The sequence below is a fragment of the Paenibacillus sp. FSL F4-0236 genome, assembly GCF_038000135.1.
Classification (GTDB): Bacteria; Bacillota; Bacilli; order Paenibacillales; family Paenibacillaceae; genus Paenibacillus_AQ.
The window spans coordinates 1,707,861-1,728,411 of sequence record NZ_JBBOBK010000001.1 but is presented as its reverse complement, the minus strand read 5'-3'; the positions used below and the strand labels follow the sequence as shown (position 1 = coordinate 1,728,411).

General features: G+C 43.4%; 20 protein-coding genes. 1 reads left to right on the top strand and 19 read right to left on the bottom strand.

The window, feature by feature from the left end; all coding sequences use genetic code 11:
- Positions 1–21 precede the first annotated feature (21 nt).
- From fliJ to NSQ29_RS07800, 16 genes are all read right to left on the bottom strand, one after another.
- Positions 22–465 (bottom strand): flagellar export protein FliJ, encoded by a 444-nt coding sequence (gene fliJ / locus NSQ29_RS07875; RefSeq protein WP_076285416.1) that lies wholly within the window; start codon positions 463–465, stop codon positions 22–24.
- A 9-nt stretch (positions 466–474) separates the two neighbouring features.
- The gene (fliI, locus tag NSQ29_RS07870; protein WP_279306853.1) at positions 475–1,812 is read right to left on the bottom strand and encodes a flagellar protein export ATPase FliI; all 1,338 of its coding nucleotides are present in this window, start codon (positions 1,810–1,812) and stop codon (positions 475–477) included.
- Positions 1,781–2,629: a FliH/SctL family protein gene (locus NSQ29_RS07865; protein WP_042189449.1), complete on the bottom strand. Its 849-nt coding sequence runs from the start codon at positions 2,627–2,629 to the stop codon at positions 1,781–1,783. The genes fliI and NSQ29_RS07865 overlap by 32 nt, the downstream gene beginning before the upstream one ends.
- Complete coding sequence (gene fliG / locus NSQ29_RS07860; RefSeq protein ID WP_042128934.1) at positions 2,622–3,638, bottom strand: flagellar motor switch protein FliG; 1,017 nt, start codon at positions 3,636–3,638, stop codon at positions 2,622–2,624. Before fliG ends, NSQ29_RS07865 begins: the two co-directional genes overlap by 8 nt.
- A 4-nt stretch (positions 3,639–3,642) precedes the next feature.
- Entirely contained in the window at positions 3,643–5,229 is a 1,587-nt protein-coding gene (gene fliF / locus NSQ29_RS07855) for a flagellar basal-body MS-ring/collar protein FliF (protein WP_042189450.1), read from the bottom strand.
- Between the two features lie 35 nt (positions 5,230–5,264).
- Complete coding sequence (gene fliE / locus NSQ29_RS07850) at positions 5,265–5,576, bottom strand: flagellar hook-basal body complex protein FliE (RefSeq protein WP_042189451.1); 312 nt, start codon at positions 5,574–5,576, stop codon at positions 5,265–5,267.
- 92 nt (positions 5,577–5,668) lie between these two features.
- Positions 5,669–6,118, bottom strand: a complete 450-nt coding sequence (flgC, locus tag NSQ29_RS07845) for a flagellar basal body rod protein FlgC (protein WP_042189452.1) — start codon at positions 6,116–6,118, stop codon at positions 5,669–5,671.
- Between the two features lie 6 nt (positions 6,119–6,124).
- Complete coding sequence (flgB, locus tag NSQ29_RS07840) at positions 6,125–6,532, bottom strand: flagellar basal body rod protein FlgB (protein ID WP_076299245.1); 408 nt, start codon at positions 6,530–6,532, stop codon at positions 6,125–6,127.
- Between the two features lie 379 nt (positions 6,533–6,911).
- A complete protein-coding gene (gene hslU / locus NSQ29_RS07835) occupies positions 6,912–8,312 on the bottom strand; it encodes an ATP-dependent protease ATPase subunit HslU (RefSeq protein WP_076299246.1) in 1,401 nt (466 codons plus the stop codon).
- Between the two features lie 33 nt (positions 8,313–8,345).
- Positions 8,346–8,888, bottom strand: coding sequence for an ATP-dependent protease subunit HslV (gene hslV, locus NSQ29_RS07830; RefSeq protein ID WP_042189455.1), 543 nt, complete (start codon positions 8,886–8,888; stop codon positions 8,346–8,348).
- Between the two features lie 129 nt (positions 8,889–9,017).
- Entirely contained in the window at positions 9,018–10,400 is a 1,383-nt protein-coding gene (trmFO, locus tag NSQ29_RS07825; protein WP_341126743.1) for an FADH(2)-oxidizing methylenetetrahydrofolate--tRNA-(uracil(54)-C(5))-methyltransferase TrmFO, read from the bottom strand.
- Complete coding sequence (gene topA / locus NSQ29_RS07820) at positions 10,400–12,499, bottom strand: type I DNA topoisomerase (protein WP_042189457.1); 2,100 nt, start codon at positions 12,497–12,499, stop codon at positions 10,400–10,402. Before topA ends, trmFO begins: the two co-directional genes overlap by 1 nt.
- Before the next feature lie 36 nt (positions 12,500–12,535).
- Positions 12,536–13,654 (bottom strand): DNA-processing protein DprA, encoded by a 1,119-nt coding sequence (gene dprA / locus NSQ29_RS07815; protein WP_341124746.1) that lies wholly within the window; start codon positions 13,652–13,654, stop codon positions 12,536–12,538.
- A 221-nt stretch (positions 13,655–13,875) separates the two neighbouring features.
- Entirely contained in the window at positions 13,876–14,805 is a 930-nt protein-coding gene (gene sucD / locus NSQ29_RS07810; RefSeq protein WP_042128953.1) for a succinate--CoA ligase subunit alpha, read from the bottom strand.
- Between the two features lie 62 nt (positions 14,806–14,867).
- Positions 14,868–16,028 (bottom strand): ADP-forming succinate--CoA ligase subunit beta, encoded by a 1,161-nt coding sequence (sucC, locus tag NSQ29_RS07805; protein WP_042128955.1) that lies wholly within the window; start codon positions 16,026–16,028, stop codon positions 14,868–14,870.
- A 351-nt stretch (positions 16,029–16,379) separates the two neighbouring features.
- Entirely contained in the window at positions 16,380–16,868 is a 489-nt protein-coding gene (locus tag NSQ29_RS07800; protein ID WP_269321761.1) for a MarR family winged helix-turn-helix transcriptional regulator, read from the bottom strand.
- A gap of 142 nt (positions 16,869–17,010) precedes the next feature.
- Between NSQ29_RS07800 and NSQ29_RS07795 the strand changes: the two genes are divergently transcribed.
- Positions 17,011–17,439, top strand: coding sequence for an organic hydroperoxide resistance protein (locus NSQ29_RS07795; RefSeq protein ID WP_042189459.1), 429 nt, complete (start codon positions 17,011–17,013; stop codon positions 17,437–17,439).
- 230 nt (positions 17,440–17,669) lie between these two features.
- Here the strand turns inward: NSQ29_RS07795 and NSQ29_RS07790 are convergent, their stop codons facing one another.
- From NSQ29_RS07790 to NSQ29_RS07780, 3 genes are all read right to left on the bottom strand, one after another.
- Positions 17,670–19,367 (bottom strand): YifB family Mg chelatase-like AAA ATPase, encoded by a 1,698-nt coding sequence (locus NSQ29_RS07790; protein WP_341124745.1) that lies wholly within the window; start codon positions 19,365–19,367, stop codon positions 17,670–17,672.
- Positions 19,368–19,557: 190 nt separating this feature from the next.
- On the bottom strand, positions 19,558–20,067 hold the full coding sequence (locus NSQ29_RS07785; protein ID WP_042189461.1) for a metallophosphoesterase: 510 nt from the start codon (positions 20,065–20,067) through the stop codon (positions 19,558–19,560).
- A 38-nt stretch (positions 20,068–20,105) separates the two neighbouring features.
- Complete coding sequence (locus tag NSQ29_RS07780) at positions 20,106–20,519, bottom strand: hypothetical protein (RefSeq protein WP_139328534.1); 414 nt, start codon at positions 20,517–20,519, stop codon at positions 20,106–20,108.
- Positions 20,520–20,551: the final 32 nt, after the last annotated feature.

Genomic DNA, 20,551 nt, shown 5'->3' with positions numbered 1-20,551 from the left:
CACTAGCGGAAACCTCCCGGGTTAGAGGGATTTCATCGCGAAGCGGACGGTTGCCATCTCATCCAGTTCGTTTTGTTCCCGTAAAATCATACTTTGCTGAAACTGTGTCTCAGCCTTATCTTTTGCCTTTAACCATACTTTTTCGTCTAATACCTTTGTGCTTAACTGATCTTGCTTCTTCAAGACTTCCTGATGTGCACTTCTAATGTCCGTATGTTTACGGGCAATGCATATATCCAGGTATTCTACATATTCTTGCATTTCACGAATCTTCGCCATAGGTGCCTTTTGTTCTGCGGCATTTTGTAAAGATAACATAATAGCGCTCCGCTGAAAGGTGAGTTCATCCAGGCTTCTTTCTTGTGCCTGCAATTCTCCAAGCGCGCTTGAGAGCATCCATTCTGCCTGTGTCTTCTCATTGCCCTTCAAGTCAACGACTTTTTGAAAAGTATAATGAAATCTCATGATACTGAATCAACTCCTCGAGAAGTGTGAAATTAAAGACTGTTGAACTTCAGCCAGCGTAACTTTTTCATTCACTCTTTGTTTGGTGAATTCCCATATACTGTCTATATACTCCATCGACTCATCGATTTGAGCATTGGAGCCTCTCTGATACGCTCCGATATTAATTAAATCTTCTGAATCCTTGTACACGGCCATTAGTCGCTTAACATTCTCTGCAGCAGCGATCTGTTCTTCTGGCGCAATATCCTTCATTACACGACTAATGCTGGAAAGCACATCTATTGCTGGAAAATGTCCTTTATTCGCAATACTTCGGTTAAGGACGATATGTCCATCGAGTATTCCTCTCACTGCATCAGCGATCGGCTCATTCATGTCATCACCATCAACCAATACAGTGTAAAAAGCTGTGATAGAGCCTGTAGGACCAGTTCCGGCGCGTTCTAGTAGTTTAGGTAAGCTTGCAAATACAGATGGTGTGTAACCTCTCATAGCTGGTGGTTCTCCAACTGCAAGTCCAACTTCACGTTGAGCCATAGCATAACGAGTGACCGAATCCATCATCAGCATCACATTAAGTCCACGATCCCGAAAATACTCAGCAATCGTAGTAGCAATAAGTGCTCCCTTAATTCGAATTAATGCAGGCTGATCAGATGTAGCGACAATAACAACTGACCTCTGCAAACCCTCAGGTCCCAAATCGCGTTCGATGAAATCCAGTACTTCCCTGCCACGTTCCCCAATCAGAGCGATAACATTAACATCTGCTGATGTATTACGTGCAATCATTCCCATGAGCGTACTTTTGCCGACCCCTGAACCAGCGAAAATCCCCACCCGCTGACCTTTACCAATTGTTAGCAAACCATCTATCGCTCTTACACCAATGCTAATAGGTTCTTGCACTCGTGGTCTATTGAGTGGATTGGACGGAATGTTAAAGGTCGAACTATGTGGCATTCGAGCTGGGATCAGGGAACCATCAAGCGGTTGCCCTAGACCATCCAGTACCTTACCCAGCAATTCTGAACCCACCTGAACACTAAGCGGCTTACCTGTTCCCACTACATCACAACCAGGTCCAATGGCCTGCAGTTCTCCAAGTGGCATTAATAGCACCTTGTTGTCACGGAAACCAACGACTTCAGCTTGCAGCGGCTTATTTCCTTTAGAAGGATAGATATAGCACACATCACCAATGCTAGCATCAGGTCCTTCCGATTCAACCATAAGACCGATAACCTGCGTCACTTTCCCATTGATCCTCACCGGATCGAGATTACGAAGTTGCTCCTTATAACGGTTACTATCAAGCATCTTCTTCCCCATTTCTCTGCTCATCGGTGTCCAGCGCGATTCTAACCAGCTCTTTCTTGATTTCTGCAAGCTGAGTATCAATTCGGGCATCTATGCTGCCAAAGGAGGAGCGGATTACACAACCTTGATCTTTCACAGTCGAGTCAGGCAAGATCTGTAGTTCAGCCTGCGAGTCAACCGCTAATGACAATTCTTCCCTTGCTGCGTTTACGAAAGCAAACTGCGCAGGTGATACACACAGTGAGATCAGCCCCTGCTCACGTTTACGAGCTAGATTCTTCCGAATCAAATCCATTGCAAACTGCGGCTCAACCGTTAACTGTCTGTCCACAATTTTCTCCGCAATATCACAGCTTAGCTCAACCAAGAAAGGTTCAGCTTCCTGAATAATGACATCCCTTGCTTTATAGGCTTCAGTTAAAACAGCACGCGCTTCATCCATCATCGCTGCAATTTTGAGCTTCATCTCTTGCTCAGCTTGAGAAACACCTTCTTGATACCCTAGCTGATAAGCCTCGGCTTTGACGGCCTCGACCAGATGTTCATCCTGCTCACGCCGCTCTTTCCACCACTCTTCAGCCTCCGCTTTTGAGGATTCAACAATCTGTTCCGCTTCAAGAGAGGCATTCCGTACTTGCTCTTCAGCAAATTCTTGGGCGTCTTTAAGCATTTGCTTACGTGCCACTTCAGCCTCTTCACGAGCGGGATCATGATAGTGAGTCTCGCTTACAGTCTCCTCTGGAACGGGCTCCTCAGTTAGGCCCGCATAATGCCGGGCCTGCTCCAATCTTTTCAGTACATCAACTGGAACATACTGAGAATGCTTAATCAGCTTAGACAATGATGTCATCTCCTCCGCCACGAGCGATGATAATTTCTCCAGACTCTTCGAGTCTGCGGATCGTACCTACAATACGCGTTTGCGCTTCTTCTACATCACGCAAACGCACAGGACCCATGTACTCCATTTCTTCTCGGAATGTCTCTGCCATACGTTTGGACATATTCCGGAAAATAACATCTCGTACTTCTTCACTTGCAACCTTAAGGGCAAGCTGCAGGTCCGCATTATCAATATCACGAATAATACGCTGAATCGAACGGTTATCCACATTGACAATATCCTCGAATACGAACATCCGCTTCTTGATTTCCTCGGCGAGCTCTGGATCTTGAATTTCGAGAGAATCCAGAATTGTGCGCTCTGTCCCACGGTCAACACCATTCAAGATTTGTACGATTGATTCGATACCGCCAGCATTTGTATAATCCTGAGTTACTGTAGCAGAAAGCTTCTGCTCCAGCACTCGTTCAATTTGTGTAATGACCTCCGGAGAGGTGCTGTCCATTACAGCAATTCTTCTAGCCACCTCCGCCTGCTTCTCTTGAGGTAATGAGGAGAGAATAGCTGCGGCTTGTTCGAATTGTAGATAAGACAATACAAGTGCGATAGTCTGGACATTCTCATTCTGAATAAAGTTCAAAATCTGGTTTGGATCAGCCTTGCGTGCAAAATCGAAAGGTCTTACCTGCAAAGTCGCAGTCAGACGGTTAATGACCTCCATTGCTTTTGCGGAACCAAGTGCTTTCTCCAGAATCTCTTTGGCGTAGTTAATACCGCCTTGTGATATATATTCCTGGGCGAGGCATATCTGATGGAACTCAGACATGATCGACTCTTTTTCACTGCTGTCCACTTTACGGACATTGGCAATTTCAAGAGTTAATTGTTCAATCTCCTCGTCTCTTAAATGTTTGAATATTTGCGCCGATACCTCGGGCCCTAGTGTGATAAGCAGGATCGCGGCCTTTTGACGGCCACTAAGCCCCTGCTGACTAGCCTTTGCCATTAGTTCACCTCTGTTCGTCTGCAAGCCATGTACGCAGCAGATTTACGAATTCGTCTGGCTTTTTCTTAGCCAAACTTTCCAATTGCTTACGAACTTGACTGTCATTCGTCACACTTTCCAAATTAATAGATGGAAATTCGGTAGGAACCTGCAATGGAATGTCTTCATCTTCCTCTTCCACAGTCTTCTTACGACTCCGATAGATTAGATATCCTCCACCTGCTCCAACCAGCAATGCAGCTGCTCCGATAGCCCATAACATCCATGTGGCAAGACCACCTGGTGTTGTATTAGCAGCGGTTCCGCCAAATTGTTGAGAATACACCGAAACCTTTTTGGTTAAATCAGCGTCTGTATATGTAGTACCTGAATCTGCGAGCGAAGCACGAACAATATTTACCAAAATGTTTTGAATTGCTGCTGATGTAGCAGCGTCCAAAGTATTTTGTCCTGTAGGTGGTTCAACTGCAACATTTATGGTTAAATCTTTAACAGTAAAGGGACTTGCGATAACATCCTTTGTAATTCGGTTTACTTCATAGTTCCTCGTTTCAGAAGATTCTTCCGAAGTAGAAGTATCCGTACCGGCTTGTGAAGGATAGCCCGCTACATCTTGTGAACCAGTGCCTGCCACTCCGCCAGTTGTATTTCCTTGACCCGAATACGAATTACTAATGATTTGTGAACTGATCTCAATCCCCTTCATGTTCTCTGTATCCACAGGGGTTACGAGATTCTCCTTCCGGTTTTCCTTGTCAAAGTTCAGCTTCGAAAATACAAGAACATCAACTTTATCTGGACCCGTAAGAGTGCTAAGGAATTGTTTCACATCTTTCTTTACTTCTTCTTCGAATTTCTTCTGAAGAGCGAAGTTCTCTTCGACTTGGCTGGAAACTCCAGCTTGTCCACCTTTGGCCGTAGGCATTAACTCGACTTCATTATTAGCAATCGTAATGTTATCGATTGGTAGATTTGGAACAGCCGTCTTTACAAGGTTAAAGTACCCATCAATATTATCTTGAGTGGGTCTGAATCCCGGATTAAATGAAAGCACAACGGATGCAGATGCTTGCTCTTGGTCAGCCTGGGAAGCAAAAACTGTTTCTTTAGGCAGATTAATCAGCACTTTAGCATCCTTAATTCCTTGCATACGTCTCATTAACTGTTCTACTTCACCGTTTAATGCATTATTATACTTCACATTAAACTCACTATCTGTCGTCCCTATCATTGACGAATTTTCATTAAAGACCTTATAACCGATAGAGCCCCCCTGAACAATCCCCTGAGAACCGATATCCACCTTTATTCGAGCCGCTTCTGTGCTTGGCACGGAGATGCTTTTTCCATCTTGGCTTAATCGGTATGAAACACCTGCTGTATCCAAGTAGTTCATTACTCCAGCTGAATCTGTGCTGTCCAAATCTTGAAACGCTACTTCATATTCTGTCTTTGAAAGCTGCATGGTTAATACTACGATTATTATTAGAATGATAAACAATGTAGAAAAGAATAAAATCTTCTGTTTACCACTAAATCTGTTCCAATACAGGGTCACCTTCTCCCGATATTGGGCAAATCTTTCATTCACAGTGTCACCCCATCCGGAACTAAGCTAGGAATTAATTAAATTTGAGTTCTCATAATTTCTTGATAGGCTTCTATCACTTTGTTCCGGACTTGTGTAGTCAACTGCAAACTCAGTAAAGCCTGTTGGGAAGAAATCATCACCTCGTCTATGTTCACTTCTCCCAATACAAATTTATTACTCATATCCTTTGCTTGTTGTTCCTGATCTGCTACTTTAGTGAGTGCATTCTCAAGATAAGAACCAAAGCTCTCCATGGCATTAGCAGGAGTGGATGAAACTTCGGTAGATGTTGGTTTCATGGCAAGCTGCTGTACAGCTTGAACCCCATTAGTGATATTCTGTATCAACTGTTTCCCTCCTAAAAGTTTTGTAAGCATAGGCTTCCTAGATTCACTTCGTACAAAACTCACTTCGGAAGCGTTCCTTGTGTTAATTACGTTTAGCGCCCAATTTCGAGTGCTTTACTTACCATAGCTTTAGATGCATTCAGCATCGTGACATTGGCTTCATAAGAACGTGATGCAGATAACATATCTACCATTTCTTTGGTAATATCTACGTTTGGCATATAGACATAACCTTCGGCATCCGCATCAGGATGGCTTGGGTTGTAAACTGGCTTTAACGGTGAAGTATCTTCTATAATGGACTGCACCTTTACACCTTCACTACTACTACCGTTCAATTTCGAATTTAGTATATTCGAGAACTTATTGCTTTCGGTAGCTTCCATAACAACAAGCTTTCGACGGTAAGGAACGGCTTTGCCATCAACCACCGATGCTCTTGTAGTTTCCGCATTGGCCACGTTGGAGGAAATCACGTCCATCCGCAATCGTTGAGCTGTTAATGCTGATGCACTTATCCCAAAACTACTCCCAAAGTTCATGCAATCTTATCCTCCTTGAATTACAGCTCGCATCATCGAAATTTGACTGTTGATCTGCTCGACATAAGAACTATACCTGAGTTGGTTCTCAGCACTTAACGCCATTTCTCGTTCTACATCCACATTGTTGTCGTTATTATTCATCGAGGTAGTTTCATCCGTACTAACGACAGCTGCTGGTACAATTCTATTACTACCAAATTGAAAATGTCGGGAGTCCGTTACCTTCGCGTTAAGTGTAGGTTTTATTCCACTTTCTTGTTGCTGAAGGAAACTTTCGAATGAAACATCAGAACGTTTGAAATTTGGCGTATCTTCGTTAGCCACATTATTCGCTAGAACATTTTGTCGTTTGTAGGCAGCATCAATGCCTCCCTGCAATCGTTGAAAACTGACACTATTCAGCAATCCCAAGATAATTCCTCCTTTCAAAGCTATCATAATGAAATGAATTCCACAACTTTCCTTAAAAAACCTGCTTGATTTCGACAAATAAAGTATAAAAATCCTCTATTTATCAGTTTCTACGTCGAACCTTGTCGCAAAGTATAACTAATTAGTATTTTCACATACATTGATTTTCATTTAATTTGTATATTATTACAATAAGAAATAAGCCCTATCTTTTTAGAAAAGACAGGGCTTTTAGCACTTTATTGCTATTTTATTCCTTTTTTAACTCAAAATTATCTTTTTAATTGCATCTTTTTACATTTTTTTACCTATTAATGACACTAAATTGTAATTTTCTAATTCAATATGCCCAAATCCAAAAGAATAAGAATTTGTCGCATTAAAGAATATACTGACTTAGATCACGATCCTGCGCAATACTTGCCAATTTTTCACGCACATACTCTGGTGTAATAACCATAGTGTCCAGCGTCAGCTCAGGTGCTTCAAAAGATAGATCCTCCAATAACTTCTCCAAAATCGTATGAAGACGTCGAGCACCTATGTTCTCCATATTTTGATTCACTGAAGCAGCTATTTTGGCAATTTCATAAATAGCATCTTTCTGGAACTCCACTTCAATGTCCTCGGTTTTTAACAAATTAACATATTGTTTCGTCAAAGCGTTCTCTGGCTCTGTTAAGATGGAAACAAAATCCTCCAGTGTCAGACTGCTTAGTTCTACGCGAATCGGAAAACGCCCCTGAAGCTCTGGAATCAGATCAGAAGGTTTAGCAACATGAAAAGCCCCCGCAGCCATGAAGAGCACGTAGTCCGTCTTCACAGGACCGTATTTTGTCATGATTGTAGAACCCTCTACAATTGGAAGGATATCTCTTTGCACACCTTCACGTGATACATCAGGGCCCGAACCCTTACCTTGACTTGCAACCTTATCAATCTCATCGATAAAAATAATACCCGATTGTTCAGCGCGTGTCACAGATTCCTGAATGACATCATCCATATCAATCAGTTTGGTTGCTTCATCCTGAATTAGCACTTTACGAGCCTCACGGATAGGAAGCTTGCGTTTCTTCGTCCGCTTCGGAAGCAAGCTGCCAAACATTTCTTGCATATTCATCCCCATCTGGTCGTTCCCTTGCCCTGCAAACATATCCAGCATAGATGGCGCTGTATCCTCAACATCTATTTCAATGATATCTTCTTCCAATTGACCAGCTAGCAGCTTAAATCTAACCCCGCGACGGCGTTCGCTTAAGCTTCCATCTGGTTCGGAATCTTCTTTAGAATCCTCTTGTGAAGAGTTCCCGCCAAAAATCATCTCAAAAGGATTCTTCTGAGATTTATTTTTTGAAGACGAAGGCACTAAAATAGAGACAATCCGCTCATTAGCCAGTTCTTCTGCACGATCCTTCACCTTTTCCGTACGCTCTAACTTCACCATACGAATAGAGGTCTCAACTAAATCACGCACCATAGACTCCACATCTCGCCCTACATAACCCACCTCAGTGAATTTGGTTGCCTCCACTTTGATGAACGGAGCATTAACGAGCTTAGCTAGACGCCGAGCAATCTCAGTTTTCCCTACACCAGTAGGTCCGATCATCAAGATGTTCTTAGGAACAACTTCATCACGCAATTCCTCAGCCAGCAGACTGCGCCGATAACGATTACGAAGGGCAACAGCTACCGATTTCTTAGCTTGTTTCTGACCTACAATATATTTATCCAATTCAGCTACGATTTGACGGGGTGTTAGCGATTGATTCACCATCGTGAATTCCTCCTTGTCTCTATGGCACTGAGCCTATAATTGCTCAACAATAATATTGGAGTTAGTATACACACATATTTCTGATGCAATCTGAAGAGCTTCACGAGCGATATCCGCAGCAGCAAGATTTGGAGCATGACGTTTGAGCGCGCGACCGGAAGCAAGTGCAAAGTTACCACCGGAACCAATAGCGAGCACATCATCATCTGGCTCGATAATTTCACCATTTCCGGAGATCAAGAGCATTCCTTCCTTGTCCATCACAATCATCAATGCCTCAAGTTTTCGAAGAATACGATCTTGACGCCAGTCTTTCGCCAATTCTACGGCTGCCCGTTGCAGGTTTCCATGATGCTCCTCCAACTTGCCTTCGAATTTTTCGAACAAAGTGATAGCATCGGCCACAGATCCTGCAAACCCTGCTATTACTTGTCCTCTGTATAAGCGACGAACTTTTCTGGCCGTCGTCTTCATAATTACACTCTCTCCGAATGTAACCTGACCATCACCTGCTATAGCTGCCTGTCCGTTATGTCTTACAGCACAAATTGTAGTCGCATGAAAGCTGGGTACCATGATTGTAGTTACCTCCTTAAGATGGGCTTTGTTCAAAAATAAGAAGTATACGTTTCACGTTATACATTATCCTTATATTTCTCGCTTAAACGCTAACGCTTATCATCCTTATAAGGACGCCCAAGGCGCTTATTCTTGGTTGTCGATAGCCTCCGGCTCTTTATAGGCAAGGCCCGTAGCATTGGCGTACTCGGCAAGACTGTCTAGTGCACGATGCGCTAACATCTCATTCTTTTCTTTCTTATTACGGATTTTCTTCTCCACCTTCGGCAGAAGACCAAAATTGGCATTCATAGGCTGAAAATGCTCCGGATCAGCGGAAGTGATATAGGCAGGCATACTACCAAGCACCGTGTCTTGTGGGAAGATCAGTCCTTCTTGACCAAGTGCGGCTCTAGCAGCGTTAATGCCAGCAATCAGACCTGAAGCTGCTGATTCCACATAGCCTTCCACGCCAGTCATCTGTCCAGCAAAGTACAGCCTTTCTTTACCCTTCATTTGATAAGTAGGATGCAAGAGTTTAGGAGAATTAATAAAGGTATTTCTGTGCATTACCCCATACCGAACGTATTCAGCGTTCTCAAGACCTGGAATCAGCGAGAATACCCGCTTCTGTTCGCCCCATTTCAAGTGCGTTTGAAAGCCCACCAGATTGTAAAGCGTTCCAGCAGCGTTATCCTGACGAAGTTGTACTACCGCGTAAGGTAGCTTACCTGTGTGCGGATTGATAAGCCCTACAGGCTTCATCGGACCAAACAATGCAGTTTGCTTACCGCGCTTCATCATGATTTCGATAGGCATACAGCCCTCAAAGTATATCTCTTTCTCAAAATCCTTGAGTGCCGCCGTCTCTGCAGAAATCAACGCATCATAAAACACGTCAAACTCCTCTTCAGTCATAGGACAGTTCAGATATGCTGCCTCCCCTTTGTCATAACGGGAAGCCAGATACACTTTATTCATATCAATACTGTCCTTCTCAACAATCGGTGCTGCAGCATCATAAAAATAGAAATACTCTTCACCTAATAGACCCTTAATTTCAGCAGATAATGCAGGGGAAGTTAGTGGACCCGTTGCAATAACAACAATCCCTTCCTCCGGTATATGCGTAAGTTCTTCATTTATGACTTCCACGAGCGGATGATTATGCAATGTACTCGTAATTTCTCCCGAGAAACCATCCCGATCCACGGCAAGTGCACCGCCAGCAGGTACAGCGTGGCGATCAGCCGCACCTAATACAAGAGAGTTTAAACGTCGCATTTCTTCCTTTAATACACCCACCGCATTGCCTAAACCATTTGCACGCAAGGAGTTGCTGCATACTAGTTCTGCGAATTGATTGGTGTGGTGTGCTGGCGTCTTCACCACTGGTCTCATTTCATACAATCTTACCGGTACGCCTTGAGAGGCTATTTGCCAGGCTGCTTCACTTCCTGCGAGACCTGCTCCAATTACTGTTACCTTTGCTGTATCTGTCACTGTCTTATTTCCTCCTGTAGAGACTATTATTCTGCTAACTCTTCTTCGTTGTCTAAAACTGCCTCTGTATGGTCACAAGACGTACATTGCAGTTTGGTGCCTTGCTTATTGCGTTTCTCAATCATCCAAGCCCCGCAAGATGGACATGGTTTAGTGGATGGTCTATCCCAAGAGACGAAATCACACCCTGGATATTGATCGCAGCCATAGAAGACACGTCCTTTTTTGCTACGACGCTCTACAACTTTTCCTTCATTACATTTAGGGCAAGTTACACCAATATCTTTGATAATCGGCTTCGTATTTCGGCAATCTGGAAAGCCAGAACATGCTAGGAACTTCCCAAAGCGTCCTAATTTATATACAAGTGGTTTACCACATTTCTCGCAGATCTCATCAGAGACTTCATCTTCAATCTCAATTTCTTTCATTTCTTCTTCGGCAAACACTAAGCGCTTCTCGAAAGACTCGTAAAATTCAGCAAGAACCTTCACCCAATCTTCTGAGCCTTCTTCCACATGGTCAAGATCGCCTTCCATATTAGCCGTAAACTCTACGTTCAATATTTCCGGGAAAAATTGTTCCATCTGCTCGATGACAAGTTCTCCAAGCTCTGTAGGCATGAATTTTTTCTCTTCAATCGCTACATAACCACGCTTCTGAATCGTTTCAAGCGTTGGTGCATACGTACTTGGGCGTCCTATCCCTAATTCCTCAAGTGTCTTTACAAGCCTTGCTTCTGTATATCGCGGTGGTGGCTGTGTAAAATGCTGCTTCGGCTCGATCTCTTGCTTATTTAAAGCATCTCCCGCTTCAAGAGGCGGTAAATACTTATCTTCATCTGTAGTTCCATCATCGTTACCTTCCACGTAAACCTTCATGAACCCTGGGAATGAAACCTTCGAACCCACCGCTCTGAATGTGGCTGTACCTGCTTCTATATCAACCGAAAGTGTATCAAGAAGAGCAGACGCCATTTGACTGGATACGAACCGCTCCCACACCAGCTTGTAAAGACGGAATTGATCCCGGCTTAAGAACTCTTTGACCATTTCCGGTTCACGAAGTGCTGAAGTTGGTCGGATCGCTTCATGCGCTTCTTGCGCTCCAGCCGCTTTCTTTGAATACTGGCGAGGGGCTTCAGGTAAGAACTTTTCACCATACTTAGCAGTAATCAGCTCTTTAGCTTCATCCTGTGCAGTGACAGATAAACGTGTCGAGTCCGTACGCATATAGGTGATCAAACCTACGGTTCCCTCTTTGCCTAGTTCCACACCTTCGTATAATTGCTGGGCAACAGACATTGTCTTAGCTGCACGGAATCCAAGCTTACGAGCTGCTTCCTGTTGAAGGGAACTTGTTGTAAAAGGAGCCGAAGGATGCCGTTGTCTTTCCTTCTCCTTCACATTACTTACCTTAAAAGCTGCGTTTTTGATTGCCTCAAGGACCTCTTGAACATCGCTTTCCTGATTAAGTTCCTTCTTCACACCATTCAGCTTATGAAACTTAGCTTCAAAGACAGAATCTCGAATCCCAAGTTTAGCTGTAATACTCCAATATTCAGTAGGTACAAAAGCGGAGATTTCATTCTCACGATCCATTATGATCTTTACAGCTACAGATTGAACACGTCCAGCAGATAACCCTTTTTTGACTTTCTTCCATAATAGAGGGCTAATCTTGTAACCTACTAGCCGATCCAGTATACGTCTTGCCTGCTGTGCATTCACAAGATCCATGTTAATCTTGCGTGGCGTCTTAAAAGCATCCTTCACCGCTTGTTTGGTGATCTCATTAAATACAACTCGGCATTCCTGTGTATTATCTAAATCCAGGGCATGTGCCAAGTGCCAAGCAATTGCTTCTCCTTCGCGATCGGGGTCAGCTGCGAGATAGACTTTTTTCACTTTTTTACTAGCGTCTTTCAATTCCTTCAATATAGAACCTTTACCACGAATCGTAATATATTTGGGATTGAAATCATTCTCCACCTCAACACCAATTTGACTCTTCGGTAGATCTCTGATGTGTCCCATAGATGCCTTTACAATATACTTACTACCTAGATATTTGCCAATTGTCTTCGCTTTCGCGGGCGATTCGACAATAACCAATGCATCTGCCATAGACTCTTCCTCCTCGTTAACACTCGTACCTCTATATTAAATTACCTTATAAATAGCTCCTGGTAATTGTGCTACCGCTTTTTTTATGATTAAAGATAACAGAACTGAATGCAAATGTCCAAAATCCCATCCTGTCCTCACAAGCAGATCGTCCAAAATAAAGGGGCCTTGATGCAGTATATGGTATAGGTGTAACTCCTCATTTGTCAATTTCTTTTCAATTAACAAATCGTCAGCCACCTGTTTAGAGGGACCGTTTTCACCTGTTTTTGAGAGGTTTGTCGGGAGAAAAGAAGTGTATTCTTCTAAAATATCTAGTGCACCGGTTACCAGCTTTGCCCCCTGTTTAATCAGATCAAGAGCACCTCTACTTTTTGGAGAAGTAATAGGTCCAGGGACAGCAAAAACATCCCGTCCTGCCTCCAAGGCAGCATCTGCAGTAATGAGTGATCCACTTCTACTATCCGCCTCTACGACCACTGTGCCGTATGTGAGGCCTGCAATAATTCTATTGCGCTGCGGAAATAACCCAGGATGACTTTTGGTTCCAAGAGGATACTCTGTTAGCACTAACCCATCACGGGAAATCAATCGTTCAAGCTCCTTATTCTCAGGCGGGTAGACCCGATCAAGTCCTGTAGCCACTACCGCTATTGTGCCTCCACCGCTTCTTAGCGCAGCTTCATGACAAACGCTATCAATCCCCCTAGCTAATCCGCTAACCACTGTTAGACCTGCTTCACTAAGCTCTTTCGTGAGGATCTCTCCTACCTTCCGTCCATAAGCTGTTGGCACACGAGTACCGACCATCGCTACACTGGGTGTCGATAACAGATCCAAACGCCCACGATAATAAAGAATCCATGGTGGCTGAGCTGTCTCCTTCAATAAATGGGGATAGTCTGCATCAAAAATCGTAACCATGTTCACAGCACTTTCTTCCATTAGTAAGCGGCGGTTTGCTATCCACTCCAACGTATATATAGAAGCAAGTTGAATCGACACTTTCTCGCTCAATCCAACCTTTTCCCAGTCTTCTGAGCTACAAGAAAATGCTTTTTCTGACAAAAGCCCAGCTCTGCGAATTTTGTCGATAGTTTTCCAGCCAATGCCTTCCACTTCATTAAAGCCGAATAGTAGTTCCCGTTCTTCCATATCATTTTTCGCCCCTTAACATGGAAGGCCTAGCCTTCCCTATTTTGTGTTACACATCATGAAAACGCAAGTATTTCTTTAAATTCAATAAATTTCTATTTAAATTAAAAAAAGCAACCTTTCATCCCTAAATAGGAACAAAAGGTTGCTTACCTCTTTAATTAATTATACACGAAATAACCTCACTACGTGGAGTGATTTCTCTGTCTTAACTACACTAATTAGTGCGATGTAAAAGCATTGAGAATACCGCGCTCTTCAAGCACACTTACGAGTGTCGAACCCATTTCAGCAGGTGTAGGGGCTACCTTGATTCCGCAAGCTTCCAGTACGGCAATTTTTTCGCTAGCTGTACCTTTCCCTCCAGAAATGATAGCACCAGCATGCCCCATACGCTTGCCTGGAGGTGCAGTTGCTCCTCCAATGAAGCCTACAACTGGCTTGGTCATGTGTTCACGAATCCACTCTGCTGCTTCTTCCTCTGCAGTTCCACCGATCTCTCCGATCATAATAACTGCCTTCGTACCCGGATCTTCATTAAACAGCTTCAAAATATCAATAAACTCAGAGCCTTTAACCGGGTCTCCGCCAATACCTACAGCCGAAGATTGCCCAATTCCACGCGTGGTCAGCTGATGAACCGCCTCATAGGTTAGCGTTCCGCTACGCGAGACCACTCCTACATAACCAGGCATATGAATATAGCCAGGCATGATTCCAATCTTACACTCTCCAGGAGTGATAACACCCGGACAGTTTGGGCCGATCAACACTGTAGAACGACCTTCCATATAACGTGAGACTTTTACCATATCAAGCACAGGAATACCTTCGGTAATACAGATAACCAAATCCAACTCTGCATCTACAGCCTCCATGATGGAGTCTGCTGCGAAGGCTGGCGGTACATAAATCACACTAGCAGTTGCACCAGTAGCTGCCTTAGCAGCTGCGACTGTATCAAATACCGGAAGACTAACTTCACTGCCATTTTCAAGGGTGATATTAACTGTCGTTCCACCTTTACCCGGCGTTACTCCTCCAACCATCTGAGTTCCATAATCAAGCGCACCCTTAGTATGGAACAAGCCCGTTGCTCCCGTAATACCTTGCGTGATAACTTTCGTATTTTTATCTACAAGAATGCTCATGCCTTAAGTCACATCCCTACTTATATTGTCAAATACGATAACTGGCTTCAACTTCCGAGCCATTATTGCACAAGAGATACAATCTTACGGGCACCGTCCGCCATAGAATCAGCAGCTACAATGTTAAGTCCCGATCCTGCCAAGATTTGCTTACCCAATCCAACATTTGTTCCTTCAAGACGAACAACAAGCGGTTTAGTCAATCCCAATTGACTTGCCGCTTCCACAACACCGTTAGCAATAACGTCACAGCGCATAATACCGCCGAAAATATTAACGAAAATTCCATTTACCTTTTCATCAGATAGAATGATTTTAAAGGCTTCTGTAACTTTCTCGGTAGTTGCACCGCCCCCTACATCAAGGAAGTTGGCGGGTTCGCCTCCGTAATATTTAATTATATCCATCGTTGCCATCGCTAGGCCTGCACCGTTCACCATACAACCAATATTGCCATCTAGTGCAATATAGCTCAGGTCATACTTAGAGGCTTCGATTTCTTTTAAATCTTCTTCATCTAGATCCCGAAGCTCTTGAATATCTTTGTGGCGGAACAAGGCATTGGGGTCAAAATTCAATTTAGCATCTAGAGCCATCACATTCCCATCCGCAGTAACTACCAATGGGTTAATTTCGGCAATAGAGCAATCTTTATCCACAAAAGCTAGATATAGCGCTTGCATGAATTTAACAGTCTTGCCTACCAGTTCATTAGGAATAGAGATGCTGTAAGCTAATTTACGAGCTTGGAAAGTCTGCAAACCTACTGCCGGATCAATGATTTCTTTGAAAATCTTCTCCGGATGTGTAGCTGCAACCTCTTCAATCTCTGTGCCACCTTCTTCAGATGCCATCATAACCACTCGGCCAGTTCCTCTATCAACAACGATACCGATGTAATACTCTTTAACAATTTGACAGCCCTCTTCAATGAGCAGCCGTTTTACTACCTTACCCTCCGGACCAGTCTGGTGAGTAACTAAAGTCTTACCGAGAATTTCGGTTGCGTAAGTACGCACTTCATCGATATTCTTAGCAACCTTTACACCTCCAGCTTTACCTCGTCCACCTGCATGAATCTGAGCTTTAACTACAACAACCGGTGTACTCAGTGACTCTGCGGCTTCTACCGCTTCCTCCACTGTATAAGCTACTTTTCCATTCGGTACGGCCACACCGTACTTCTTAAGCACTTCTTTTCCCTGATACTCGTGGATATTCATAGCGGTAGCCTCCTAAAGTAGCGTGGTGACTTAACAGGCAGCCTGTTGTCATCTCGCCTTCCGTTTTGATTGCCGCGGGGTTAGGGATAGGCTGATGCTAAACATGCAGCACTATTCCGGAACCAACAGAAACTGCTCTACCACTCGTAAAAGAATGGCCTTATATCTGTGAGAGACATTGAGTAAATCTATAAGACTAAGCTTATACTTACCTATATGCCATATAAAGGAACCCAGAATAGTGTAACATGTTTTTAAAACGCTTTCCTTAAATATATTCATGATTTGTACACATTTTTTCGCTTGATTTCATGCCGGAATGCGAACGATCGCACAGACTCCTGATTATACTTACTTTTTACTATCTTGAGTGTTCGCCTCATGAACACGATTTAACAAGCTTTTGAACTGCTCAAGCAGCTCTACAGTCTCATCGCCGGACATAGTCGTTTCTTCCATCATTTTCCCGGGAATACAAGCCGCGTTGCTTTGAAGTGCCCAGCCCTGTTCCGTTAGTGAAATCAGAACTTTTCGCTCATCTTGTGTCGAACGTTCACGCACGATCAACCCTGCAGCTTGTAGGCGTTTTAAAAGAGGTGTCAGCGTACCCGAATCCAAAAATAGCGCCTCACCAATTTCTTTAACCGTACATTGCTGCCGTTCCCATAACACAAGCATTACCAGATATTGCGAGTATGTTAAACCGATCTTATCCAAATAAGGTTGATACAGCTTTGTGATCTCACGAGAGCAAGCATAAATCGTAAAACAGAGTTGATTCTCAATCAACAGCTCAGGTGTAGTCGTCATCTTTTGCATATCTTCTTCATTCATTTTCATATCTTAATCACCTGCCTTATACCCTTATTTTATCATAATTCACTCATAACATCATGTTAATAGGAAAAAATAATTTGACATTATAGTTAATTGTGATAAATTAGATTGTACACAAACTAATAAGGAATTGGAGAGATACACAATGATGACGATCCAGCAAAAAATGTATGAAACCACTGTTAAAGCCGTAGGAGGAAGAAACGGTTTTATCGAATCAGAAAGCCCTAAGCTCAACCTTACAATCAGCACACCACGCGAAATGGGAGGTGCCGGTGGCGAAGGTACAAATCCTGAGCAATTATTTGCAGCTGGTTATTCCGCTTGTTTCGATAGTGCACTGAACATGGTTGCCCGACTCGGAAAAGTGAAAATTGAAGGTAGCGAAGTAACGGCCACAGTCAGCTTTGGTAAAGTTGAAGATGGAGGTTTTGGCATAGCGGTTAAGCTTGATGTGCTAGTTAAAGGCGTTGACAGAGAAACCGCAACCTCTTTAGTAGAGGCTGCTCATGGCGCTTGTCCATACTCCCGCGCAACCCGCGGCAATATCGCTGTAGAATTGAATGTGCTGTAAAGGAACTATAGAGAATTATTTTCTCAAACGAAGCCCTAACGGACACAGATGATTTTAAATTCAATTAGTGTCTCTGAAGTCCGAAAACACGCTCCAAAAGCTAAAAATGCCCATATCACATCTTTCGGGTCCATAAGGTTCCAGAGACGTTAACAATTTCGCGGGTGAACTCAATAACCCAAAAACAGAGCAGCAATTCGCCAATAACGGGAATCGCTGCTCTATTTAGTTTATTCTTCTGTCATCGCCTGCCGGTCTAAATTACGGTACTGCACAGCCTCCGCAAGATGCGCGGAAGTAATATCCGGTGCGCCTTCCAGATCAGCTATTGTACGGGATAGCTTAATAATTCGATCATGCGCTCGCATGCTTAAACCTAAATTCTCCAGAATGTCATACAGCAATTGGGCACCTTCACGGCTAAGACTTGCATATCTCCGAAGGGAAGCGCCGGAAAGTTCACTATTCCAAGAAATAGGCAAACGCTTAAACCGTTTAGCTTGTATCGTCTGTGCCGCCATCACCTCTGCATACATCTCAGCCGAAGATAGAACATGCCCTTGACGATCCCATTCCTTCGGGCGAGGAACATCCACCTGTAAATCAATACGATCCAATAAGGGTCCTGATATCTTTGCGCGATATTGAGCAATCCTAGCGGGGCTGCATGTACAATGTTGTTGAGAAAGATTACTCCCAAAATAACCGCAGCTACAGGGATTCATCGATGCGGCCAGCATGAATTTTGCAGGATAGGTAAAAGAAGCTCGAGCACGACTTATGGTAACAACCCCGTCTTCGAGCGGCTGGCGTAACACTTCAAGTACATTCCGAGAGAATTCGGGCAACTCATCTAAAAAGAGAATCCCTCGATGCGCAAGACTAACTTCTCCCGGCTTTGGAATGCCTCCACCCCCAATAAGGCCTGCGGCCGATATGGTATGATGCGGAGAGCGAAAAGGACGACTACGCAGTAAGCCGTTGTGGGCATCTTTTAAAGTTCCTGCTGCGCTAAATATTTTGGTTACCTCTAGTGCCTCACTCTCAGACAATTTCGGAAGGATGCTTGGAAGGCGTTTAATCAGCATCGTCTTCCCTGTACCTGGTGGACCGATGAGCAATATATTATGCATACCCGCTGCCGCAATGGTTAGGGCTCTTTTTACATGTTGTTGCCCTAGCACATCACTGTAATCATCCATCATCTCGTTCATTCCATATGAGGAGTCCTCAGAAGTACCGTAAACTGGGGTATATTTAAGATGTTCCAAAGAAAGGACAAGAACCGGAGGTCGGTCATTAGCATCTATCCCCTTGGTCACAGTTACAGGAAAAGGAAGAGATGATAAAGAAGGCATATCTTCGGAAACTACCCCATTCCTTTGGTTCTGTTCGTCTTCACCTTTTGCTGAATTGGACAGTGATTCTTCCGGGTTCGGTAATGCGCACAAATGGTCGATTGCGTATATATTTATACCACTGATCAAAGCTGCCTCAGCAGCATTCCCTTCAGGAAGCAGTACAGCCTTAAATCCATTTTTGCGCGCTGCTTCCACCATTGGTAGAACACCTGATACTGGACGCAGACTACCATCAAGCGCAAGCTCTCCAATAAAAAGCACCTCATTGGCTGAGGGCATTATCAGTTGACCACTAGTTATCAGTATCCCCAGAGCAATCGCAAGATCAAAGGCAGAGCCTTCTTTGCGTAAGTCGGCTGGTGCTAGATTTATCGTAATGCGCTGCTGGGGATAACGATAACCACAGTTCTTAATAGCGGCTCTTACTCGTTCTACTGCCTCACGAATCGCAGAATCAGGCAGACCAATGATATTCGTCTGTGGCAATCCATTCGCAAGATCAATTTCTACACCTATCATTACCCCTTCAATTCCATACAGACATGCACTGTGCATTTTTCCATACATAAAAACACCTCATCTCCTGAAATACACCCCTGTTTGGGTGTCACATCTTCAAGAAAAAAGGTGCTTCCTTATTTTCCGGTAATAAATTTGCTATTATATCTCATTATATATAGGAAATCTTTGCGTAATCAAGAATTATTAATAAACATCAGATTGCATAAATACGCATAAATAATCACATAGACCCACATTAACCTTCTTCGCTAACTATGACAGAGTCCCTAATCTGTTCAAAAGTCAACGGTTTATAGTTCCAATGCTCTACACAAATGTTAAAATAATTGTTCCCTTCATATTTTTGGCCGTGAATATGACCATGCACATTTACGTAAGGCATATGTTTATTCATATACATAGGCTCATGAGAGAGAAAAAAGAAATCCTTATAAATCAGCGGATATTCACTAACCTCGTCAAAGCCTGCTTCAAGCCACCAATCCCGACCGCGTCCCCGATCATGATTGCCGAGAATTAGAATCTTATAGCCATGTAACCTCTCCACAATAGCACGTGTCGCTTCCTTATTAAGAAACGAAAAGTCTCCCAAATGAAACACTTTATCATCCGGATTTACTACCGAATTCCAACTCTCAATCATGGCTTCATTCATTTGCCCCACATCTATAAAGGGTCTGGATTCAAAATCAATAATCAACTTATGTCCAAAATGATGGTCGGATGTAAAAAAAACGTTAGCCATGTTCACCCTTCTTTCTTTTTTGATCATAGTTTGTATGATTATCTCCAGTCACGCCGCTTATGTGATCGTTTTTTATTATCGCTCTGGATCAGTTCAGCTAGAGGGGGAGTCTCTTCATTCTCAATGAGCCAGCCACGCATCTCTTTAATCGCTTCCACCTGTCCATTTCCTTTATCACGCCATGTAAGAAGCTCTATGACTTTTATAACAAGCGCTAAGAGACTGCTATTGCTGTTTTGTGATTTATCAGCACGGATTTTTTGAAATAGCGCCTCATTTTTCCAATCGATTAATATTTCCTCAGCTATAGTGGGCCGCATAACCGTGAAGTTCTTATTGCAATTTGCACAACAGACAACGGATACTGGCTCTGCGGTAAATTTCACTTCAATCTTCTGCTGGCAATATTGGCAAGCAAAACTAACCTGCATTTCAAAAGGTTTATTCTTCACTTAAACAGCCCTCCTCATGATGACATTAAAAA